At 62.5% G+C, this 16,286-nt stretch carries 13 protein-coding genes; 3 read left to right on the top strand and 10 right to left on the bottom strand.

What is annotated here, in order from left to right; genetic code table 11:
• Window positions 1-523 precede the first annotated feature (523 nt).
• The 3 genes from OCT39_RS06120 to OCT39_RS06110 all read right to left on the bottom strand — a co-directional run bounded on the left by OCT39_RS06120 (window position 524) and on the right by OCT39_RS06110 (window position 4,984).
• Window positions 524-2,332: an acyl-CoA dehydrogenase C-terminal domain-containing protein gene (locus OCT39_RS06120; RefSeq protein WP_263586778.1), complete on the bottom strand. Its 1,809-nt coding sequence runs from the start codon at window positions 2,330-2,332 to the stop codon at window positions 524-526.
• 192 nt (window positions 2,333-2,524) lie between these two features.
• Complete coding sequence (locus OCT39_RS06115) at window positions 2,525-3,292, bottom strand: SDR family NAD(P)-dependent oxidoreductase (RefSeq protein ID WP_263586777.1); 768 nt, start codon at window positions 3,290-3,292, stop codon at window positions 2,525-2,527.
• Between the two features lie 15 nt (window positions 3,293-3,307).
• Window positions 3,308-4,984, bottom strand: coding sequence for an AMP-binding protein (locus OCT39_RS06110; RefSeq protein WP_263586776.1), 1,677 nt, complete (start codon window positions 4,982-4,984; stop codon window positions 3,308-3,310).
• Between the two features lie 400 nt (window positions 4,985-5,384).
• Here OCT39_RS06110 and OCT39_RS06105 point away from each other — a divergent pair, with 400 nt between their 5' ends.
• Entirely contained in the window at window positions 5,385-6,572 is a 1,188-nt protein-coding gene (locus OCT39_RS06105) for an acetyl-CoA C-acyltransferase (RefSeq protein ID WP_263586775.1), read from the top strand.
• 74 nt (window positions 6,573-6,646) lie between these two features.
• Here the strand turns inward: OCT39_RS06105 and pstB are convergent, their stop codons facing one another.
• The 5 genes from pstB to OCT39_RS06080 all read right to left on the bottom strand — a co-directional run bounded on the left by pstB (window position 6,647) and on the right by OCT39_RS06080 (window position 11,704).
• A complete protein-coding gene (gene pstB, locus OCT39_RS06100) occupies window positions 6,647-7,456 on the bottom strand; it encodes a phosphate ABC transporter ATP-binding protein PstB (RefSeq protein ID WP_252109181.1) in 810 nt (269 codons plus the stop codon).
• Between the two features lie 84 nt (window positions 7,457-7,540).
• Complete coding sequence (gene pstA, locus OCT39_RS06095; protein ID WP_263586774.1) at window positions 7,541-8,899, bottom strand: phosphate ABC transporter permease PstA; 1,359 nt, start codon at window positions 8,897-8,899, stop codon at window positions 7,541-7,543.
• 6 nt (window positions 8,900-8,905) lie between these two features.
• Window positions 8,906-10,285, bottom strand: a complete 1,380-nt coding sequence (gene pstC / locus OCT39_RS06090) for a phosphate ABC transporter permease subunit PstC (protein ID WP_263586773.1) — start codon at window positions 10,283-10,285, stop codon at window positions 8,906-8,908.
• Window positions 10,286-10,411: 126 nt separating this feature from the next.
• Complete coding sequence (locus OCT39_RS06085) at window positions 10,412-11,428, bottom strand: substrate-binding domain-containing protein (RefSeq protein WP_263586772.1); 1,017 nt, start codon at window positions 11,426-11,428, stop codon at window positions 10,412-10,414.
• Between the two features lie 153 nt (window positions 11,429-11,581).
• Window positions 11,582-11,704, bottom strand: coding sequence for a hypothetical protein (locus tag OCT39_RS06080; RefSeq protein WP_412031138.1), 123 nt, complete (start codon window positions 11,702-11,704; stop codon window positions 11,582-11,584).
• A 166-nt stretch (window positions 11,705-11,870) separates the two neighbouring features.
• Between OCT39_RS06080 and OCT39_RS06075 the strand changes: the two genes are divergently transcribed.
• Together OCT39_RS06075 and tal are read left to right on the top strand one after the other, a co-directional pair.
• Window positions 11,871-13,514 carry a methyl-accepting chemotaxis protein gene (locus tag OCT39_RS06075; protein WP_263586771.1) on the top strand — a complete coding sequence of 548 codons (1,644 nt, stop codon included), beginning with the start codon at window positions 11,871-11,873 and terminating at the stop codon, window positions 13,512-13,514.
• 28 nt (window positions 13,515-13,542) lie between these two features.
• Entirely contained in the window at window positions 13,543-14,478 is a 936-nt protein-coding gene (gene tal / locus OCT39_RS06070) for a transaldolase (protein ID WP_263586770.1), read from the top strand.
• A gap of 106 nt (window positions 14,479-14,584) precedes the next feature.
• Here the strand turns inward: tal and OCT39_RS06065 are convergent, their stop codons facing one another.
• Together OCT39_RS06065 and OCT39_RS06060 are read right to left on the bottom strand one after the other, a co-directional pair.
• Complete coding sequence (locus OCT39_RS06065) at window positions 14,585-15,100, bottom strand: STAS domain-containing protein (RefSeq protein WP_263586769.1); 516 nt, start codon at window positions 15,098-15,100, stop codon at window positions 14,585-14,587.
• Entirely contained in the window at window positions 15,090-16,283 is a 1,194-nt protein-coding gene (locus tag OCT39_RS06060; RefSeq protein WP_263586768.1) for a PP2C family protein-serine/threonine phosphatase, read from the bottom strand. The genes OCT39_RS06065 and OCT39_RS06060 overlap by 11 nt, the downstream gene beginning before the upstream one ends.
• Window positions 16,284-16,286 lie beyond the last annotated feature (3 nt).

Here is a 16,286-nt window from a genome sequence, read left to right as displayed (position 1 = left end):
TACGAAGACATGACGCAGAGGCGAATCAATCCTGGCTCAAGGTTCAAACGAATTTACCGTGATACCTCGAAAGGTATCGCTGTGTTCGTCTGCCTTGATATAAGGTGACTTGTCACCCTCATCGGCAAACGCCCACATGAATTGCCTGATCAAATTGTTAAAGAGCTGTTCGACGAACCGTTCGATGACCTGAACCGCTTGCCCGTCGAGGAAGGCGTATTCTACGCATTCCGGTGAATTTGTCAACCGCTGATTTCAGCGAGTGAAGCGAGCCATTCAAACCTGCCGAACAGTGCTCTAACTTCCTGACAAACCGAAGGTTTTCACCTTCATCCACCGCTGGAAACGCTTGGCGTCCCCGGCAGCGGATGCGTACTTTACGGATTTGGTCGGGCGAGTGCAAGCGGTTTGTGCAAAAAGTTCAGCGAGCCAAACGAAACGCTATAAGAAGCAGGCAAAAACAAAAAGCCGGCAGATCGAACTGCCGGCAAGAAGGTAATTAGTTATCGCCCGGTCGTCGGCGTTAGATTTCGAAGCCCAGACCGAAGTCTTCGCTCGATATCGCCATCAGGCTTGCCGCCCCGGCCTGAATCATTTGGACGTGAGCCCGAGTGCGCGGAAGCAGGCGCTGATAGTAAAAGCGGGCGGTGTCGATCTTCGCCTGATAGAACGCCTTCTCGTCACCGTTGAGCCCGGTCGCCGCGCTCTTGACGGCGCGGGCGAACAGATAAGCCAGCGCCACATAGCCCGAGTACATCAGATAGTCGACACTGGCTGCGCCCACTTCTTCGCGGTCCTGCATGGCTTTCATGCCGACGCCCATGGTGAGCTCGCCCCACTCGGCGTTGAGTTTGGCAAGCGGCTCGATGAACTCCTTGAGCGCCGGGTTATCGGCTTCGGTCTTACAGAATCTGTGAATCTCTTTGGTAAAGACCTTCAGCGACTCGCCCTGGCTCATCAGCACCTTACGGCCCAGCAAATCGAGGGCCTGAATGCCGGTGGTGCCTTCATAAAGACGCGTGATGCGCGCGTCGCGCACCAGCTGCTCCATCCCCCACTCCTTGATGAAGCCGTGACCACCAAAGACCTGGACACCTTCGTTGGTGCTTTCGAATCCCACCTCGGTCAAGAACGCCTTTACGATCGGCGTCAAAAGCCCCAGCAGCGTATCGGCACGCTCGCGCTCGTCACCCGGTGCTGCGTGCTCCACCTGGTCGAGCAGCTGCGCCGCGTACAGCACCAGCATGCGCCCACCTTCGGCGAAGGCTTTCTGGGTCAGCAGCATCCGACGCACGTCGGGATGCACAATGATCGGGTCGGCGGGCTTTTCCGGGGCTTGCTTGCCGGAAAGCCCACGCATCTGCAGCCGGTCGCGGGCGTAGGCGAGCGAGTTCTGGAAGCTTGCCTCGATCAACCCAAGCCCCTGAATACCGACGCCCAGCCGTGCGGCGTTCATCATGGTGAACATGCAGGCAAGGCCCTTGTGAGGTGGGCCGACCAGGTAACCCGTGGCGCCGTCGAAGTTCATCACGCAGGTGGCGTTGCCGTGAATGCCCATCTTATGCTCGAGCGAGCCACACACCACGCCGTTACGCTCGCCGACGTTGCCCTCGGCGTTCGGCAGGAACTTGGGCACCAGAAAAAGCGAAATGCCTTTCGAGCCTTCCGGGGCGTCCGGCAGCTTCGCCAGTACGAGATGCACGATGTTCTCGGCAAGATCGTGCTCGCCGGCGGAGATGAAGATTTTGGTGCCGGTCACGGTATAAGCGCCGCCCTCTTTCGGTACGGCGCGGGTCTTGATCAAGCCAAGGTCCGTGCCGCAGTGGGGCTCGGTCAGGCACATCGTCCCGGTCCAGACGCCCTCGACCAGTTTGCTGAGATAGGTGGATTTCTGCTCGTCGGTACCGTGGTGGCGCAGTGCGTCGACGGCGCCGTGAGAAAGTCCGGGATACATTCCCCAGGCCAGGTTGCTGGCACAGATCATTTCCGAGAGCGCCATGGCAAGCGACGGCGGAAGTCCCTGGCCGCCGTGCTCGACCTCGGCGGAGAGTCCGGGCCAGCCGCCTTCGACGTACTGCAGGTACGCCGCACGAAAGCCATCCGGCGCCTTGACATCGCCGTTTTCCAGCCGCGTACAGCCCTCGGCATCGCCGATCTGGTTGAGCGGTAGCAGCACCTCACGGGCGAAGCGCCCGCCCTCCTCCAGAATGGCGCCGACCACGTCCGATGAGGCGTCGTCGCCTTTGCCGATCGCGGCGTAGTGCGCGGGGTAGTCGAGCATTTCGTCCATGACGAAACGCAGATCACGCAGGGGGGCTTGGTAGCTGGGCATCGCGGGTCTCCTCAACCGTGGCCGAAAGCCATAGAAAAAGGCGGCTTTCAAACGATTGTTTGAAATTAGCGCGACGCCGCACGCCCGTCAAGCAGGCGTTTGAATTTGACCGCTACTTACACGCACTCTTTAGTCGAATAGCGAACGGTCACTTGCCCGTTTTGAGATAACGCGGGCGCAAACGGTTCGTGCTCACTGCATGCGAATACCGCCATCCAGGCGAATTACCTCGCCGTTGAGCATCGGGTTGGTGATGATCTGCTCGGCCAGATGGGCAAACTCCTCGGCGCGGCCAAGGCGCTTGGGAAACGGCACGGCGGCCACCAGGGCATCATAGGCATCGCGCGGAATCTCGCTCATCATCGGCGTTTCGAACACCCCTGGCGCGATGGCCATGACGCGCACGGCGTGGCGCGAAAGCTCGCGGGCGGCGGGCAGGCTCATGCCGACCACTCCGGCCTTGGAGGCGCTGTAGGCGCACTGCCCCACCTGACCGTCGAAAGCGGCCACCGAGGCGGTATTGACGATTACCCCGCGCTCGCCGGACGCCGTCGGCGCGTTCTTCGCCATTGCCGCGGCAGCCAGGCGCATCACGTTGAAGGTGCCGACCAGATTGATCTGAACCGTTTTGGCATAGGCGTCGAGATCCGCCGGCTGGCCTTCGCGGTCGACCAGCTTGGCCACGCTCACCACCCCGGCGCAGTGCACCACGCCGGCCAAGCCCTGCTCGCCGCCGAGCTCGACCGCCGCGTCGATCACCTTCTCCATCTGTTCACTCGAGGTGATGTCTGCGGTCATGGCGCGGGCGCGCTCGCCGAGCGCTTTAGCCTGCTCATGCACGCGCTCGCTCACATCGCACAGCAACACGCTTGCGCCAAGGCTCAAAAGCCGCTCGGCGGTCGCCGCGCCGAGCCCGGAGGCGGCGCCGGTGATCAGAAATGCGCGCTGATTTATTTCCATATTAAAGCCCTTTTATCAAAGCCCTTTGCCGGGATTATCAAACGTGGCGCTCGCCTGAGCGCGCAGCTTGAAACGTTGAATCTTGCCGCTGGGGGTTTTTGGCAGCTCGTCGACGAACTCGACCTCGCGCGGAAACGCGTGAGTCGACAGGCGCTCGCGAACCAGCGTGCGGATCTCTTCGGCCAGCGCTTCGGTCGGCTCGAAGCCTTCGCGCAGTACCACGAACGATTTGATGATCTCGCCGCGAATCTCGTCAGGCTTGCCTACCGCCGCCGACTCTGCCACGCCGGGGTGCGTCATGACGCTGTTTTCGACATCGGTCGGGCCAACCCGATAGCCCGCGGTGGTGATGATATCGTCGTCGCGCCCGGCGAACTGAAAGCTGCCGTCCTCGTTTTTGATCACGACGTCGCCGGTCAGGTAGTAGCCGTTCACGAACGGGTTCTTCTCCTGCCAGGTGTAGCCCTGGAAGAAATGCACGGGGGAGTTGTCGATATCCACCGCGAGCACACCGGGCTCACCCGGCGGAAGCTCGTTGTACTCGGCGTCGAGAATCGCCAGCCGGTAGCCCGGTAGCGGCACGCCCATGCCGCCCACGTGTTTGGGGTGATCGAGGCCGTGGTGGCAGTTGCAGGTCATGCCGGTTTCGGTCTGGCCGTAGTGGTCCATCACCGCGCAGCCCAAAGCTTTCTCGACCCAGTTGACGACCTCGGTATTGAGTGGCTCCCCCGCCGAGCTCGCCGCGCGAAGATTGAGACTCTGATGGGCGTCATCGAACAGGCTTGATGCCTTCATCAGCCGGTAGGCGGTGGGTGCGGCGGCGAAGTTGGTGATGTCGTGACGCTTCATGAACGCAAGCGCCCCTTCGGCGCTGAAGCCCGCCTCGCAGAAGTGCGTGGTTGCACCCAGTAGCAGCGGCCCGGCGATGGCGTAATAAAGCCCGTAAGCCCAGCCCGGGTCGGCCATGTTCCAGAACCGGTCCTCGCGCTTTAGATCCACCGCAAGCTCCATATAAAGCGCGAACGCCGCCATCGCCTTGAGCGGCACCGCCACGCCCTTGGGCTTGCCCACGGTGCCGGAGGTAAACATCTGTAGAAACGGCGCCTGAGAGTCGAGCCGCGGCGGCGCGTCGCTCATGGGCGCGTGCGCCAGCGCCGTTTGCCAGTCGAGATCCGCCGAGTGCTCATCCGTTGGGCCACCGACGGCCAGCACCGGCGGGCAGCGCTCGATGCCGTCGAACTTGTGCCGGTTGGCGTGATCGGTGATGACCAGCTGGGTATCGGCGCGGTTCAAACGGTATTCCACCGCGTCCGGCCCAAAAGCAGTAAAAAGCGGCTGATACACCGCGCCGATGCGCCAGGTCGCCACCACGGCCACCAGCAGCGCCTTGGAACGCGGCAGCATACAGGCGATGCGGTCACCCTCTTTCAAGCCCTGGTCGCGTAGCCAGCCGGCCAGCCGCGCACTTTCGGCGTCGAGCTCGCGATAGGTGAGCGTATGCACCTGCTGATGAGTATCTTCGTGTACCAGCGCCAGCGTCTCGCCGCGCCCCTGTTCAAGATGGCGCGCGCAGCACGCCTCGAACGCGTTGAGCTTGCCATCCTTGTGCGTATCGAGACCTTCGATCACGGCGTCAGCCGAGAAGCGCTCGAGATAGTCGGCATAGGCGGGAAGTGAAGCAGTGTGAGTCATGGCGGCTCTCTGTTGTTATTGAATCGAGCTATTGAATCGAGCTATTGGGTCGAGCTATTCGGTCAAGCTATGGGATCGAGCGTGCAACAAGAGACTTGCATTCCGCAGGCATTGGTTTACGTTAACGGAAACTTGCCCTTTGGCTAACGCTAAAAGGATTGCCGGGCCAGCGCAAGCGAGCGGCGCTACAACGGCGTTAGACGTTGGTCGCGCCCAACGGTGAGCCTTGTGCTGAGGCCACCTGTTCATCGCGATACTTTTCAACGGCTACCATCACTACAACAGCCGTATCAGTGGTTTTTGGAGTCGTTTTTACAATCGTTTTTACAATCGTCTTGATAGCCGTCTTAACAACCGTCTTTATAGCCGTCTTTATAACAATGCCATCAGGAGACTTCCCATGAGCAGCGCCAACGACATCGTCTTTCTATCCGCCACCCGTACGCCGATGGGGGGGATGAGCGGCAGCCTTGCAAGCCAAAGCGCGCCGGCACTGGCGGCGGTCGCCATTCGCGCCGCGTTAGAGCGGTGCGCCATCGCCCCGGATGCCATCGAGGAGGGCATTCTTGGCTGCGTGCTGCCCGCCGGCGTCAAGCAAGGCCCTGCCCGTCAGGCCATGCGCCAGGCCGGCATTCCCGATGCGATCGGCGCCACCACCATCAACAAACTGTGCGGCTCGGGAATGAAGGCGGCAATGCTGTGTCATGATCTGATCAAGGCGGGCACGAACTCGGTGATGCTGGCCGGCGGCATGGAGTCGATGTCCAACGCCCCGCACCTTCTCACCAAAGCGCGCAGCGGCTACCGGCTGGGCCACGGCGAGCTCAAGGACCACATGTTTTATGACGGCCTGGAGGATGCCGAAACCGGCAAGCTGATGGGGGTATTCGCTCAGGAGATCGCAAGCGCTCGCGGCTACACCCGCGAGCGCCTCGACGATTTCGCCATTGCTTCACTCGAGCGGGCGATGAAGGCCACTGAGAACGGCTCCCTCGATGCCGAGATGGCGCCGGTGACGGTCACCACCCGGCAAGGCGAGAGCGTGATCGATAAGGACGAGCAGCCTTTCCAGGCCCGCCTCGACAAGATCCGTACCCTGCGCCCGGCGTTCGCCAAGGACGGCACCATCACCGCGGCGAACGCAAGCTCGATTTCCGACGGCGCGTCGGCGCTGATCATGGCAAGCCGCGAAGGCGCCGAGCGCATGAAAGTGAAGCCTCTGGCGCGCATGCTCGGCCACGCCACCCACTCGCGCCACCCGAGCGAGTTCACCATCGCCCCGGTGGGGGCGATCGAGTCGCTATTGAAAAAGGTCGGCTGGAGCGTGGATGACGTCGACCTTTTCGAGATCAACGAGGCGTTCGCGGTAGTCACGCTCATGGCGATCGACGATTTGGGCCTGGATCACGCCAAAGTGAACGTCTTCGGCGGCGCCTGCGCCCAGGGCCACCCGGTGGGTTCGACCGGCTCGCGCATCATCGCGACACTGATCCACGCGCTGCGCACGACCGGCGGCAAGCGTGGGGTGGCGAGTCTGTGTATCGGCGGCGGCGAAGCCACGGCGTTGGCAGTCGAGCTGATCGATTGATCATCAGGCAGCTTTCACAAAAAAACCCGCATCGACTCGATGCGGGTTTTTATTGACCCAAACAGCGGTAGTGTTTAGCCAAAGCGCCCGGTGATGTAGTCGTGGGTGCGCTGATCCTGGGGGTTGGTGAAGATGTTGTCGGTGGTGTCGACCTCGGCAAGATCGCCCATGTGGAAAAACGCGGTACGGTCGGCCACGCGCGCGGCCTGCTGCATATTGTGAGTCACCATGACGATGGTATAGCTCTCGCTGAGCTCGTCGATCAGCTGCTCCACCTTCGCCGTGGCGATGGGGTCGAGCGCCGAACACGGCTCGTCCATCAGGATCACGTCCGGGCTCACCGCCACGGTGCGGGCGATACAAAGGCGCTGCTGCTGGCCGCCGGAGAGTCCGGTGCCGGGCTTATCCAACCGATCCTTGACCTCGTCCCACAGCCCGGCGCGGCGCAGGCTGCTCTCGACGATGTCATCGAGTTCCGCCTTGCGCTTGGCAAGCCCATGAAGGCGCGGCCCGTAGGCAATGTTCTCGTAGATCGACTTCGGGAACGGGTTGGGCTTTTGAAACACGATGCCGACCTGAGCGCGCAGCAGCACCACGTCGCGATCCGGCGCGTAGATATCGCGCTCATCGAGGGTGATCTTGCCCTCGACACGGCAGATGTCGATGGTGTCGTTCATGCGGTTCAAACAGCGCAGAAACGTCGACTTGCCGCAGCCCGAGGGACCGATAAAGGCCAGCACTTCGTTTTCGTAAATATCCAGATCGATGCCATTGATCGCCTGGGTATCGCCGTAGAAAACGTTGACACCTTCGGCCTTGAGCTTGACCTTGTCTGTTGCCTTGCTGACGCGGTTTTCACCGTTACCGACGCTGACGCTGGACATGGCGCCGGATGGTGCGCGCGCCCCGGCATTCGTCGACTCGGAATTCGCAGAAGAGCTCGCAGAAGAGTGCGTAGAAGTATCCACTTACCACCTCGTTTCGAATTTTTTACGCAGCCAGATGGCCAGCGCGTTCAGGCTGAGCATCAGGCCCAACAGCACGATGATCGCCGCGGACGTGCGCGCCTCGAAGAAATTGCGCAGCTCGTTACCCTGCCACAGATAGATTTGCACCGGTAGCGCCGTGGACTGATCCATCGGCGAGCCCGGCACGTTGGCCACGAACGCGTTCATGCCGATCAGCAAAAGCGGCGCCGTTTCGCCCAGCGCCTGAGCCACGCCCAGAATCGAGCCAGTGAGAATGCCCGGCAGTGCCAGCGGCAGCACGTGGTGAAACACCGTTTGCACGCGCGAGGCGCCAATACCCAGCGCGGCCTGGCGAATCGAGGGCGGAATCGAACGTAATGATGCGCGCGTGGCGATGATGATCGTCGGCAGCGTCATCAGCGTGAGCACCAGGCCCCCGACCAGCGGCGCCGACAGCGGCAGGCGCAGGTAGCCAATGAAGATCGAGGCGCCCAGCAAGCCGAAGACGATCGACGGTACCGCGGCCAGGTTGTTGATGTTGATCTCGATGAGATCGGTCAGGCGATTTTTGGGCGCGAACTCCTCGAGATAGATCGCGCTCGATACCCCCAGCGGTACCGACAGCGAAATCACCACCATCATCATGAACAGCGACCCCATGAAGGCACCGGCAAGCCCTGCCGAGGCGAGCGAGCTTCGCGAGTCGGTATTCATGAATAGCGACGTGCTAAAGGACTGACGCAGTACGTCCTGCTCTTGCAGTACATCGACCCAGGCGCGGGACTGCGGGCTCAACTGCAGGCGCGCATCCGGCAGATCCCGGTCGATGTTGCCCTTCACCCACACGTCGACGTCGGCGCTGGCGAGCATCTTGAGCGACACGGTTTCACCTAAAAGCGAGGGGTCCTCGGTGAAGCGGTCGCGCAGCGCATAGCGCTCGCCGGAGGCGACAAGCGCGCGCAGGTCGCGAAGCGCTCGTGGCTCGACCTCTTCGCCCAAGGCCTGCTCGAGCGAGGTATCGATCAACGACTGCCAGTTCACCAGCCCTGCCTGAGTCAGCCACTGGGTCATGCGCTCATCGAAGGCGAACTGGCTCTCGCCCGCTTCGCGCTCGGGTTTGGGCGGAAGGTCGATGACGTCCGGATCAAACGTCACCTCGGTATAGAGCGTGGCCTGCCAGAAGGCGGGAATGCCCTTGCTCAGGATGCTGGCGAACAGAATGGCCACCAGGGTCATGCCGGTCAGTACCGCCACCAGCCCCAGCCGACGGAACGTGTTCTCCTTACGGTGACGTTTGGAAAGCGACTTCTCGATCGTTTCGAGGCGATGCTGGCGGCGCTGCTCAATCGTTAGGGACATGGGCATCTACTCGTATTGCTGACGATATTTGCGCACCACGACCAGTGCGATGACGTTCAAGCCCAGCGTGATCACGAACAGCGTCAAACCGAGCGCGAAGGCGACCAGCGACTGGGGGCTGGCGAAGTCCATGTCCCCGGTGAGCTGGTTGACGATGGTCACGGTGATCGTGGAGACCGCCTCGAACGGGTTGGCATGCAGCACCGGGTTGTTGCCCGCCGCCAGCACCACGATCATGGTCTCGCCGATCGCCCGGCTCGCCGCAAGCAAAAACGCCCCAACGATGCCGGGAAGTGCCGCAGGCAGCACCACCTGGCGCACGGTTTCCGATTTGGTCGCGCCAAGGCCCAACGCGCCGTCACGAAGCGACTTGGGCACCTGCGTGATGATGTCATCGGACAGCGACGAGACGAACGGAATGATCATGATGCCCATGGCGATGCCGGCGGTCATGGCGCTGGTGGTGCGGATATTGATCCCTACCAGATCTCCAAGCATCGACAGAAACGGGCCGATGACCGTCAGGGCGAAAAAGCCGTACACGATGGTGGGAATGCCCGCCAGAATCTCGATGATCGGCTTGGCGATGCTTCGAAGCCAGGGCGAGGCGTACTCCGCCATGTAGATCGCCGTCATCAGCCCCACGGGGATGGCGACCAGAAGCGCGATGGCGCTGACCATCAGGGTGCCCCACAAAAGCGGCAGCAAACCGAACTCGCCCTGCCCGCTCGCGCCGGCGGTGCTGAATCGCGGGTTCCACACCGTGCCGAAGAAGAAATCCGCCGGGTGGATGAAACTGAAAAAGCGCAGCGCCTCGCCCAGCATCGACAGCACGATGCCGACCGTCGTCAGAATCGCGATCGCCGAACTGGCGGCCAGCGCAAAGGTGATGACCCGCTCGACCTGGTTGCGCGCCCGCCAGCTCGGCGAAATGCGCCGCCGCGCCAGCACCAGCCCCGCTACCGCCAGCACCGCCATCACCGCGATCAGGGCGATGTTTTCAAGCGTTTGCAGCCGCGCCATGTGGCTCGCCGCGGCAAGCTCTTCCGGGCTTCCACCGCCGGCGACACCGCGCCCATCGGCCAGCGCCGAGATGCGACGCATCAGGGTCTGCATCTCCTGGTCGCCGAGCCCGCTGACCAGCTCCGGCGGCAGTTGGCCGGTAACCAACGTGTCGATCAGTTGGGGCGCCAGAAACGACCAGAGAAGAAAAATGGCCAGCGCCGGCAGCCCGCACCAGAGGGCAACCAGCGCGCCGTAATAACCCGGGCGCGAGTGCAGTCGCACGTCGCGGCTTGACGCCACCGCGCGGCTGCGTGTCAGCCCCAGGTGATATGCCAAGGCCATCAGCATCAAAAGCGTGGCGATCAAGGCAAAATTGCTCATGGTATGTCTTCGCCTTTTACTTTCTACGTTTAAACGCCGGCATCGAATGCCTCGATGCCGGCGCAATCACTTTCTCACCTGCCTTGCGTTGTCAGGCACGGCGCCTGTCGCAAGGCGGGCCAGACGTTACTCGGCGCTGACCACGGTGCGCGACTCGAACTGCTCGAGCTGCTCCTGACGCTCGCCTTCGTCCATCGGGATCAGGCCTGCGTCTTCCAGCGGGCTTCCGTAGCCAGAGGTCATGTCGTTGAGGAAGAACTCGGTGTACTCGGCAAGGCCGGGGATGACGTCCAGGTGCTCGCCTTTCACGTAGAAGAACAGCGGGCGCGATACCGGGTATTCACCGGAGCCGATGGTTTCGAGGCTCGGCTCGACGCCGTCCATGGTCGCCACTTGCAGACGGTCGCGGTTCTGGTCGTAGAAGCTCAAACCGAACACGCCCACGGCGTTCTCCTGAGCGTCCAGGCGCGCCAGGGTTTCGGTGTAGTCGCCGGCGATTTCGACGATACGGCCGTCACCGCGCAGCGTGTTGCAGGCGTCTTCTTCCACTTCCGCGACGGCTTCGCAGCCGGCGTGCAGCACGCGCTCTTCGAATACTTCACGAGTACCGTGGTTGGAAGCCGGAATGACCAGCGTGATTTCCTGGTCCGGGAGGCTCTCGTCGATATCGGACCAGTTGGTGTAGGGGTTGTCGACCAGCTCGCCGTTTTGGGGCAGCTTGGCGGCGGCGGCCTTGAAAACGAATTCCGGCGTCAGCTCGAATGCGTTTTGATCCAGGCGCGAGGCGAAGACGATACCGTCGTAGCCGAATTTCACCTCGAGAATGTCGTTGACGCCGTTCTCGCCGCAGCTTTCGACTTCGCTTTGACGAATCGGGCGCGAGGCGTTGGCGATGTCGATGGTGTTTTCACCGACGCCCTGACAGAACTGACGCAGACCACCGCTGGAGCCACCGGAGCCCACGACCGGCGTATTGAACTGGGAATAGGTGTTGCCAAACTCTTCTGCAACGATACTGGCAAACGGCAGTACGGTAGAAGAGCCCGCAATCTGAATGGTGTCGCGAGCCATGGCTACGCTGGATACGCCAGCGCTCAGGGCGGCGACTACGGCAACACTTAGCGTCTTTTTGGTTACATTCATCGTTGCGTTCCCCTTGGTGTGAAATCCAGCGCGCCGCTGGAAAAGGTGGCCCTGTGGCCTTCAACACCGAGGAGTCTGCCGCGCTTTGATTGCAATTATATGACAGCGCCGCGCTCACCCACTTTTTTTAACGTGTACGGCCCAAGGCGCGCATCAAGGCGGCGTTACTGAGCGCGGCGTCAGCCAGCGCACGCCCAGGTTGCCCAGCAGCGCGACCGCCAGCATGGTGAGCAGCATCGGCCCCAGGTGATCGACCTCAAAAAGCCCGACCACCACGCCGGCAAGCGCCCGAACCGAAACATCACGGCGTTAGCGACGAAAACGCCCGGCGCGCGTGCTTTCATGATACGGCACTTCTTCGCCGCTCGAGGTCCCGGTTCAAAAAACCGCAACAAACCGCGCTTAGTCTACTGCTATTTTACTACGCGAACTTGGACTGCCCATGACCCTCAAAGCGCTTCACCACCTTTCGCTTCGCACGCTGGCCTTGGCGGCGCTATCGCTGGTCACGCTCTGCGTCGTGGCCCTCGCCCTGCTTGCCTGGAGCGTGATCGAACGGGGGCAAAACGATCTGGCGCTGCTCGAGCGGGTCAACGTCCAGCAGGCGTCCTCGCTCAATCGGGTGCACATATCAGGCCTTGAAGGGCTTCACCGCCTCGACCGGGCGCTCGAGCGTCAGCTCCGGCCCTCGCTTGGCGACCCGATCGAGGCGCTCGAAGCGGTAGAAAGCGACCTCGAAGAGATGAACAGCGGCCTGGCGCGATTTCTCGCTGCCAGCGCCGACTACGCCGGCCGCGACGCGCTCGAGGCGTCGGCTCGGGCGCTGATCGCCACGATGGAGCAGCAGCTTGCGGCGGTACGCGCCGGCGACCGCGGCGGGTATCGCGAGCTTACCGCCCAGGCACTCACGCTCAGTCAGGCGTTTAGCGAGCAGGCGCGCGCCTTCTATGCCTTGGCGGATCAACAGGGCTCTACCCTGCTCTCGCGCGCCGAGCGCCAGGCCGCCACGCTCGGCCAGGCGCTGATCGCGGGCGTGCTGGCAACGCTCGGTATTCTGCTGATGATCGCCGTGATCGGGCAGCGCTACTTTCTGCGCCCGATCAAAACCCTGGTGGGCCATCTTCGTACCCTCGCCAGGGGCGATTTGAGCCGGAAGGTCGAGAGCCCGGGGCGTAATGAAATCGGCCAACTCTACGCCGAGCTAGACACCATGCGCCGCGCGTTCATCGACACCGTCACCCAGCTTCACACCCAGAGCCGCTCGATGTTCGAAAGCGCCCAGCGCCTGGCACTGGGAAGCGAAGAGCTGACCGTACAGAGTCGTGAGCAGCAGGCCTTTCACGCGGCCACGACCACCACGCTCGACGAGCTCACCACGCACACCGCCTCCACCGCCGGCTTTGCCGCCGAGGCGGCCAACCTGACCGCTTCGGCCCGAGCGCGCACGGCCGAAGGAAGCGAGGTGATGAGCGACTTTCTCGCCACCATGGAGCGCATCCAGGCGCGCGCTCGCGAAGTGGACGGGATCGTCGAGGCCATCGATGCGATCGCGTTTCAGACCAACATTCTCGCGCTCAACGCCTCGGTGGAGGCAGCACGCGCCGGCACCGAGGGCAAGGGGTTCGCGGTGGTGGCAGAGGAGGTCAGAACGCTCGCCACGCGAAGCGCCGACGCCGCCGGCGAGATCAGAGCGCTTCTGGCGGAGTCGGGCCGCCAGATCGAGCAGGGCTACGCGCGCTCGCGCCAGGCAAGCGACACCATGCACGACATCGCCGACGCTGGCGAGCAGGCCAATCGCCTGATGGCGCACATCGCCAGCGCCGCCCAGGAGCAGCATCGTCATATCGAGCGGCTCAACGCCACGCTTGCCGAGCAGACCCAAACCCACCGGGCCAGTGCCGACCGGGTCGAACAAAGCGCCCGGGACGCGCTCGCGCTCGAGCAGATCGCCGAGGCGCTCAGAGAAGCCGCCGACGCCTTTCAAATCGACGATGCTCCGCCGACCGGCTTTCACTGGCGCCCCGACCAGGCGTTGGTGCAATCGGCCCGCGGCAATATCCACAGACCGGAAGCCTTGCTAGAGTAGGGCTGGACTCAACAGGGAGGAGCCTTACATGAGCACGAGCCTACTCACGCAGCTAAAAGAGATGACCAAGGTCGTCGCCGACACCGGCGATCTGGAAACGATCCGCCGCTTTCGCCCGGAGGATGCCACCACCAACCCGTCGCTCATCCTGCAGGCCGCCCAGCAGGAGGATCGCCGCGAGCGCCTGGCCGTCATCGCCCGTGAAAGCGCAGATATCGACGAGGCGGTGGATCGGGTCGCGGTAGAGATCGGCTCCGAAATCAGCGAGCTGGTGCCAGGCTACGTCTCTACCGAGGTCAGCTCGCGACTCTCGTTTGACCGCGAGGCAACGATCAAAAAAGCGCACTCGCTGATCGAGCGTTACGCGAAAAACGGCGTTCCCGCCGAGCGAATTCTGATCAAGACTGCCTCGACCTGGGAGGGGATTCAGGCGGCGCGAGCGCTCGAGCGCGACGGCATTCGTACCAACCTCACGCTCTTGTTCGGCTTCGCCCAAGCCAAGGCCTGCGCCGACGCCGGCGCGACGCTGATCTCGCCCTTCGTCGGACGTATTCTCGACTGGCACAAGGCGCAAAATCCGGACGGCGACTTCAGCGGCGACAACGACCCCGGGGTGGCCTCGGTCAAGCGCATCTTCGAGTACTACAAGGCGCAGAATTACGCCACCATCGTGATGGGCGCAAGCTTTCGCAACGTCGACGAAATCAAGTCGCTCGCCGGCTGCGACCGCCTGACCATCTCGCCGGCGCTGCTCAACGAGCTCGATGAAGAGCACGGCACGCTCGAGCGCAAGCTGAGCGCGAAAAGCGCGAAGGTAGGCGCCGATGACGCCTTGAGCGAGCAGGAGTTTCGCTGGGCGATGAACGATGATGAAATGGCCCACGACAAGCTCGCCGAAGGCATCCGCAAGTTCATGGCGGATCAGAAAAAGCTTGAGGAGCTGCTGGCCAAACTGCGCCAGTGATCACCCCAGCGGGGCGGGCCGTGCCACCCAAGCGGAGATGATAAAGGCCCCGGGGGTTGCGCCCCGGGGCCTTTGATGTCAAGCGAAGGGTCATCGAGCGATGACCCTAGTGTACCGGCGAGTCCTGGGATTCCAGCATGTCGACCAGCGGCTGAAACTGTTCGCGGTTGTGTTCGTTCATGTGCATCAGGATACGGTGAGCCTCGAGGATTCGATCACGCAGCCCCTCCTCGTCCGTAGGCACTTCGGGCAGCTCGGTCAGCGTCGGGTCAATGCCGCCCGCGTTTTGAAGCGGCGCCTCGACCAGGGTAAAAAAACGCGCGAACCCCATCACATCCAGCATTTTCTGAATATCGGGGTTGTCAGCGATGATCGTCGGCGGATGTTCCAGACGCCCTTTCACCGCCATGGCTACCTTGGCCAGAAAGCCCAGGGCACTGGAGTCGACGTTACTCGCCTCGCGCAGGTCGATCATCACCGAGCGAAGCCCGGGCGTGTCGGCGAGCCGCTGGGCCTGGACGTCGAGCGTGGCGCAGAGCGTCAGGCGCACGTCGCCACAGAGCTTCAGGATGAAAACCCCGGAATCGAATGCCGCCTTGATACGGCCTTCCTCAATCAGCATGACCAAATCCGCTCACCATCATGATTGTCAGATCGTCGGGTAAAGCGTTGCGGTCCTGGCTCTCCTCGTCAGCCGTCTCCCCCTCCATCAGCAGGGCGTTGGTCTGAACCAGCCGGTCGCGCAACCGCTCGAGTGTGTCACTCTCGCTTACTAATTGCTCAAGCTCCATGAGCCGCGTGTCGAGCGTCTTACCCGGCAAGCATTCCAATACGCCGTCTGAACAGAGCCACAGGCGAAAGTCAGGCGGAAGGTCACAGCTAAGAGAAGGATACTCGATATCGGGGAAAAGCCCGACCGGCATGCCTTCGCCCTCGAGGCGCGTCAGGCCCTGGTCGGTCACCAGTATCGGCATCGGCAGCTGTGCACCGAGCGAATAGTGAAGGGTCTTGGCCTCGTGGTCAATCACCCCCACGAAAAGGGTGGCGTGCTTGCCGATATCGGTATCCTGAAGCTCGCGGTTGAGCGCCTTGAGCCACGTGGCGGCCAAACGCTCCGGCGCCTGGCCGTCCCACTCGTTAAGCCAGCGAATAAACAAGTACTTGAGCAACACCGTGACGAAGGCCGACGAGGCGCCGTGGCCGGATACATCGGCAAAATAGAAGGCGCTGAAGCGCTCATTGAACGGCTGATAGTCGAGAAAATCGCCGGACAAATAGAGCGACGGCGCGAACCAGTAATCGAATCGAATGCCGTTGATAGTGCGCGCGTTCACCGGCAGCAAACGGCGCTGGATATGCCCGCCGCTTTGCTGGTCCATGCGCAAAAGCGCCAGGTGCGTCTCCAGGCTTTCGTTGAGCTCCTTGAGGCGCGCCCGGTCGCGCTCGCGCTCGCGGGCAAGCGCACTGAGTTCGACCGCCTTGCGAATCATGCGCCGTAAAAGCTCGCTGTGTCGCAAGGGGTCGACCACGTGATCCAGAAGTCCGCTCTCCACCGCCTGAAAGAGCGCCTGGTCCTCACGGGAGTCGCTGACTACCAACGTTGGCACCCGGGCGGCCAACAGCGCCCACTGCTCGCGGGGCACCACGCCGACCCGCGCCACGACCAGCGCGACGTTGTCGGGCAAACGTTCGATGTCGCTGGCGGCCAGCACCGCCATGTCGCGGCAGGTGATGGCGCGAGTGAGCGCATCGCGCTCATCGCCCGGGGCATCGATGACCGCGATCAGATGCTTGGAGGAATCCATATC

The organism is Halomonas sp. GD1P12 (assembly GCF_025725645.1).
Lineage (GTDB): Bacteria > Pseudomonadota > Gammaproteobacteria > Pseudomonadales > Halomonadaceae > Vreelandella.
Note: the sequence above shows the minus strand (reverse complement) of the source record. Positions and strands in the feature narration are given on the sequence as shown.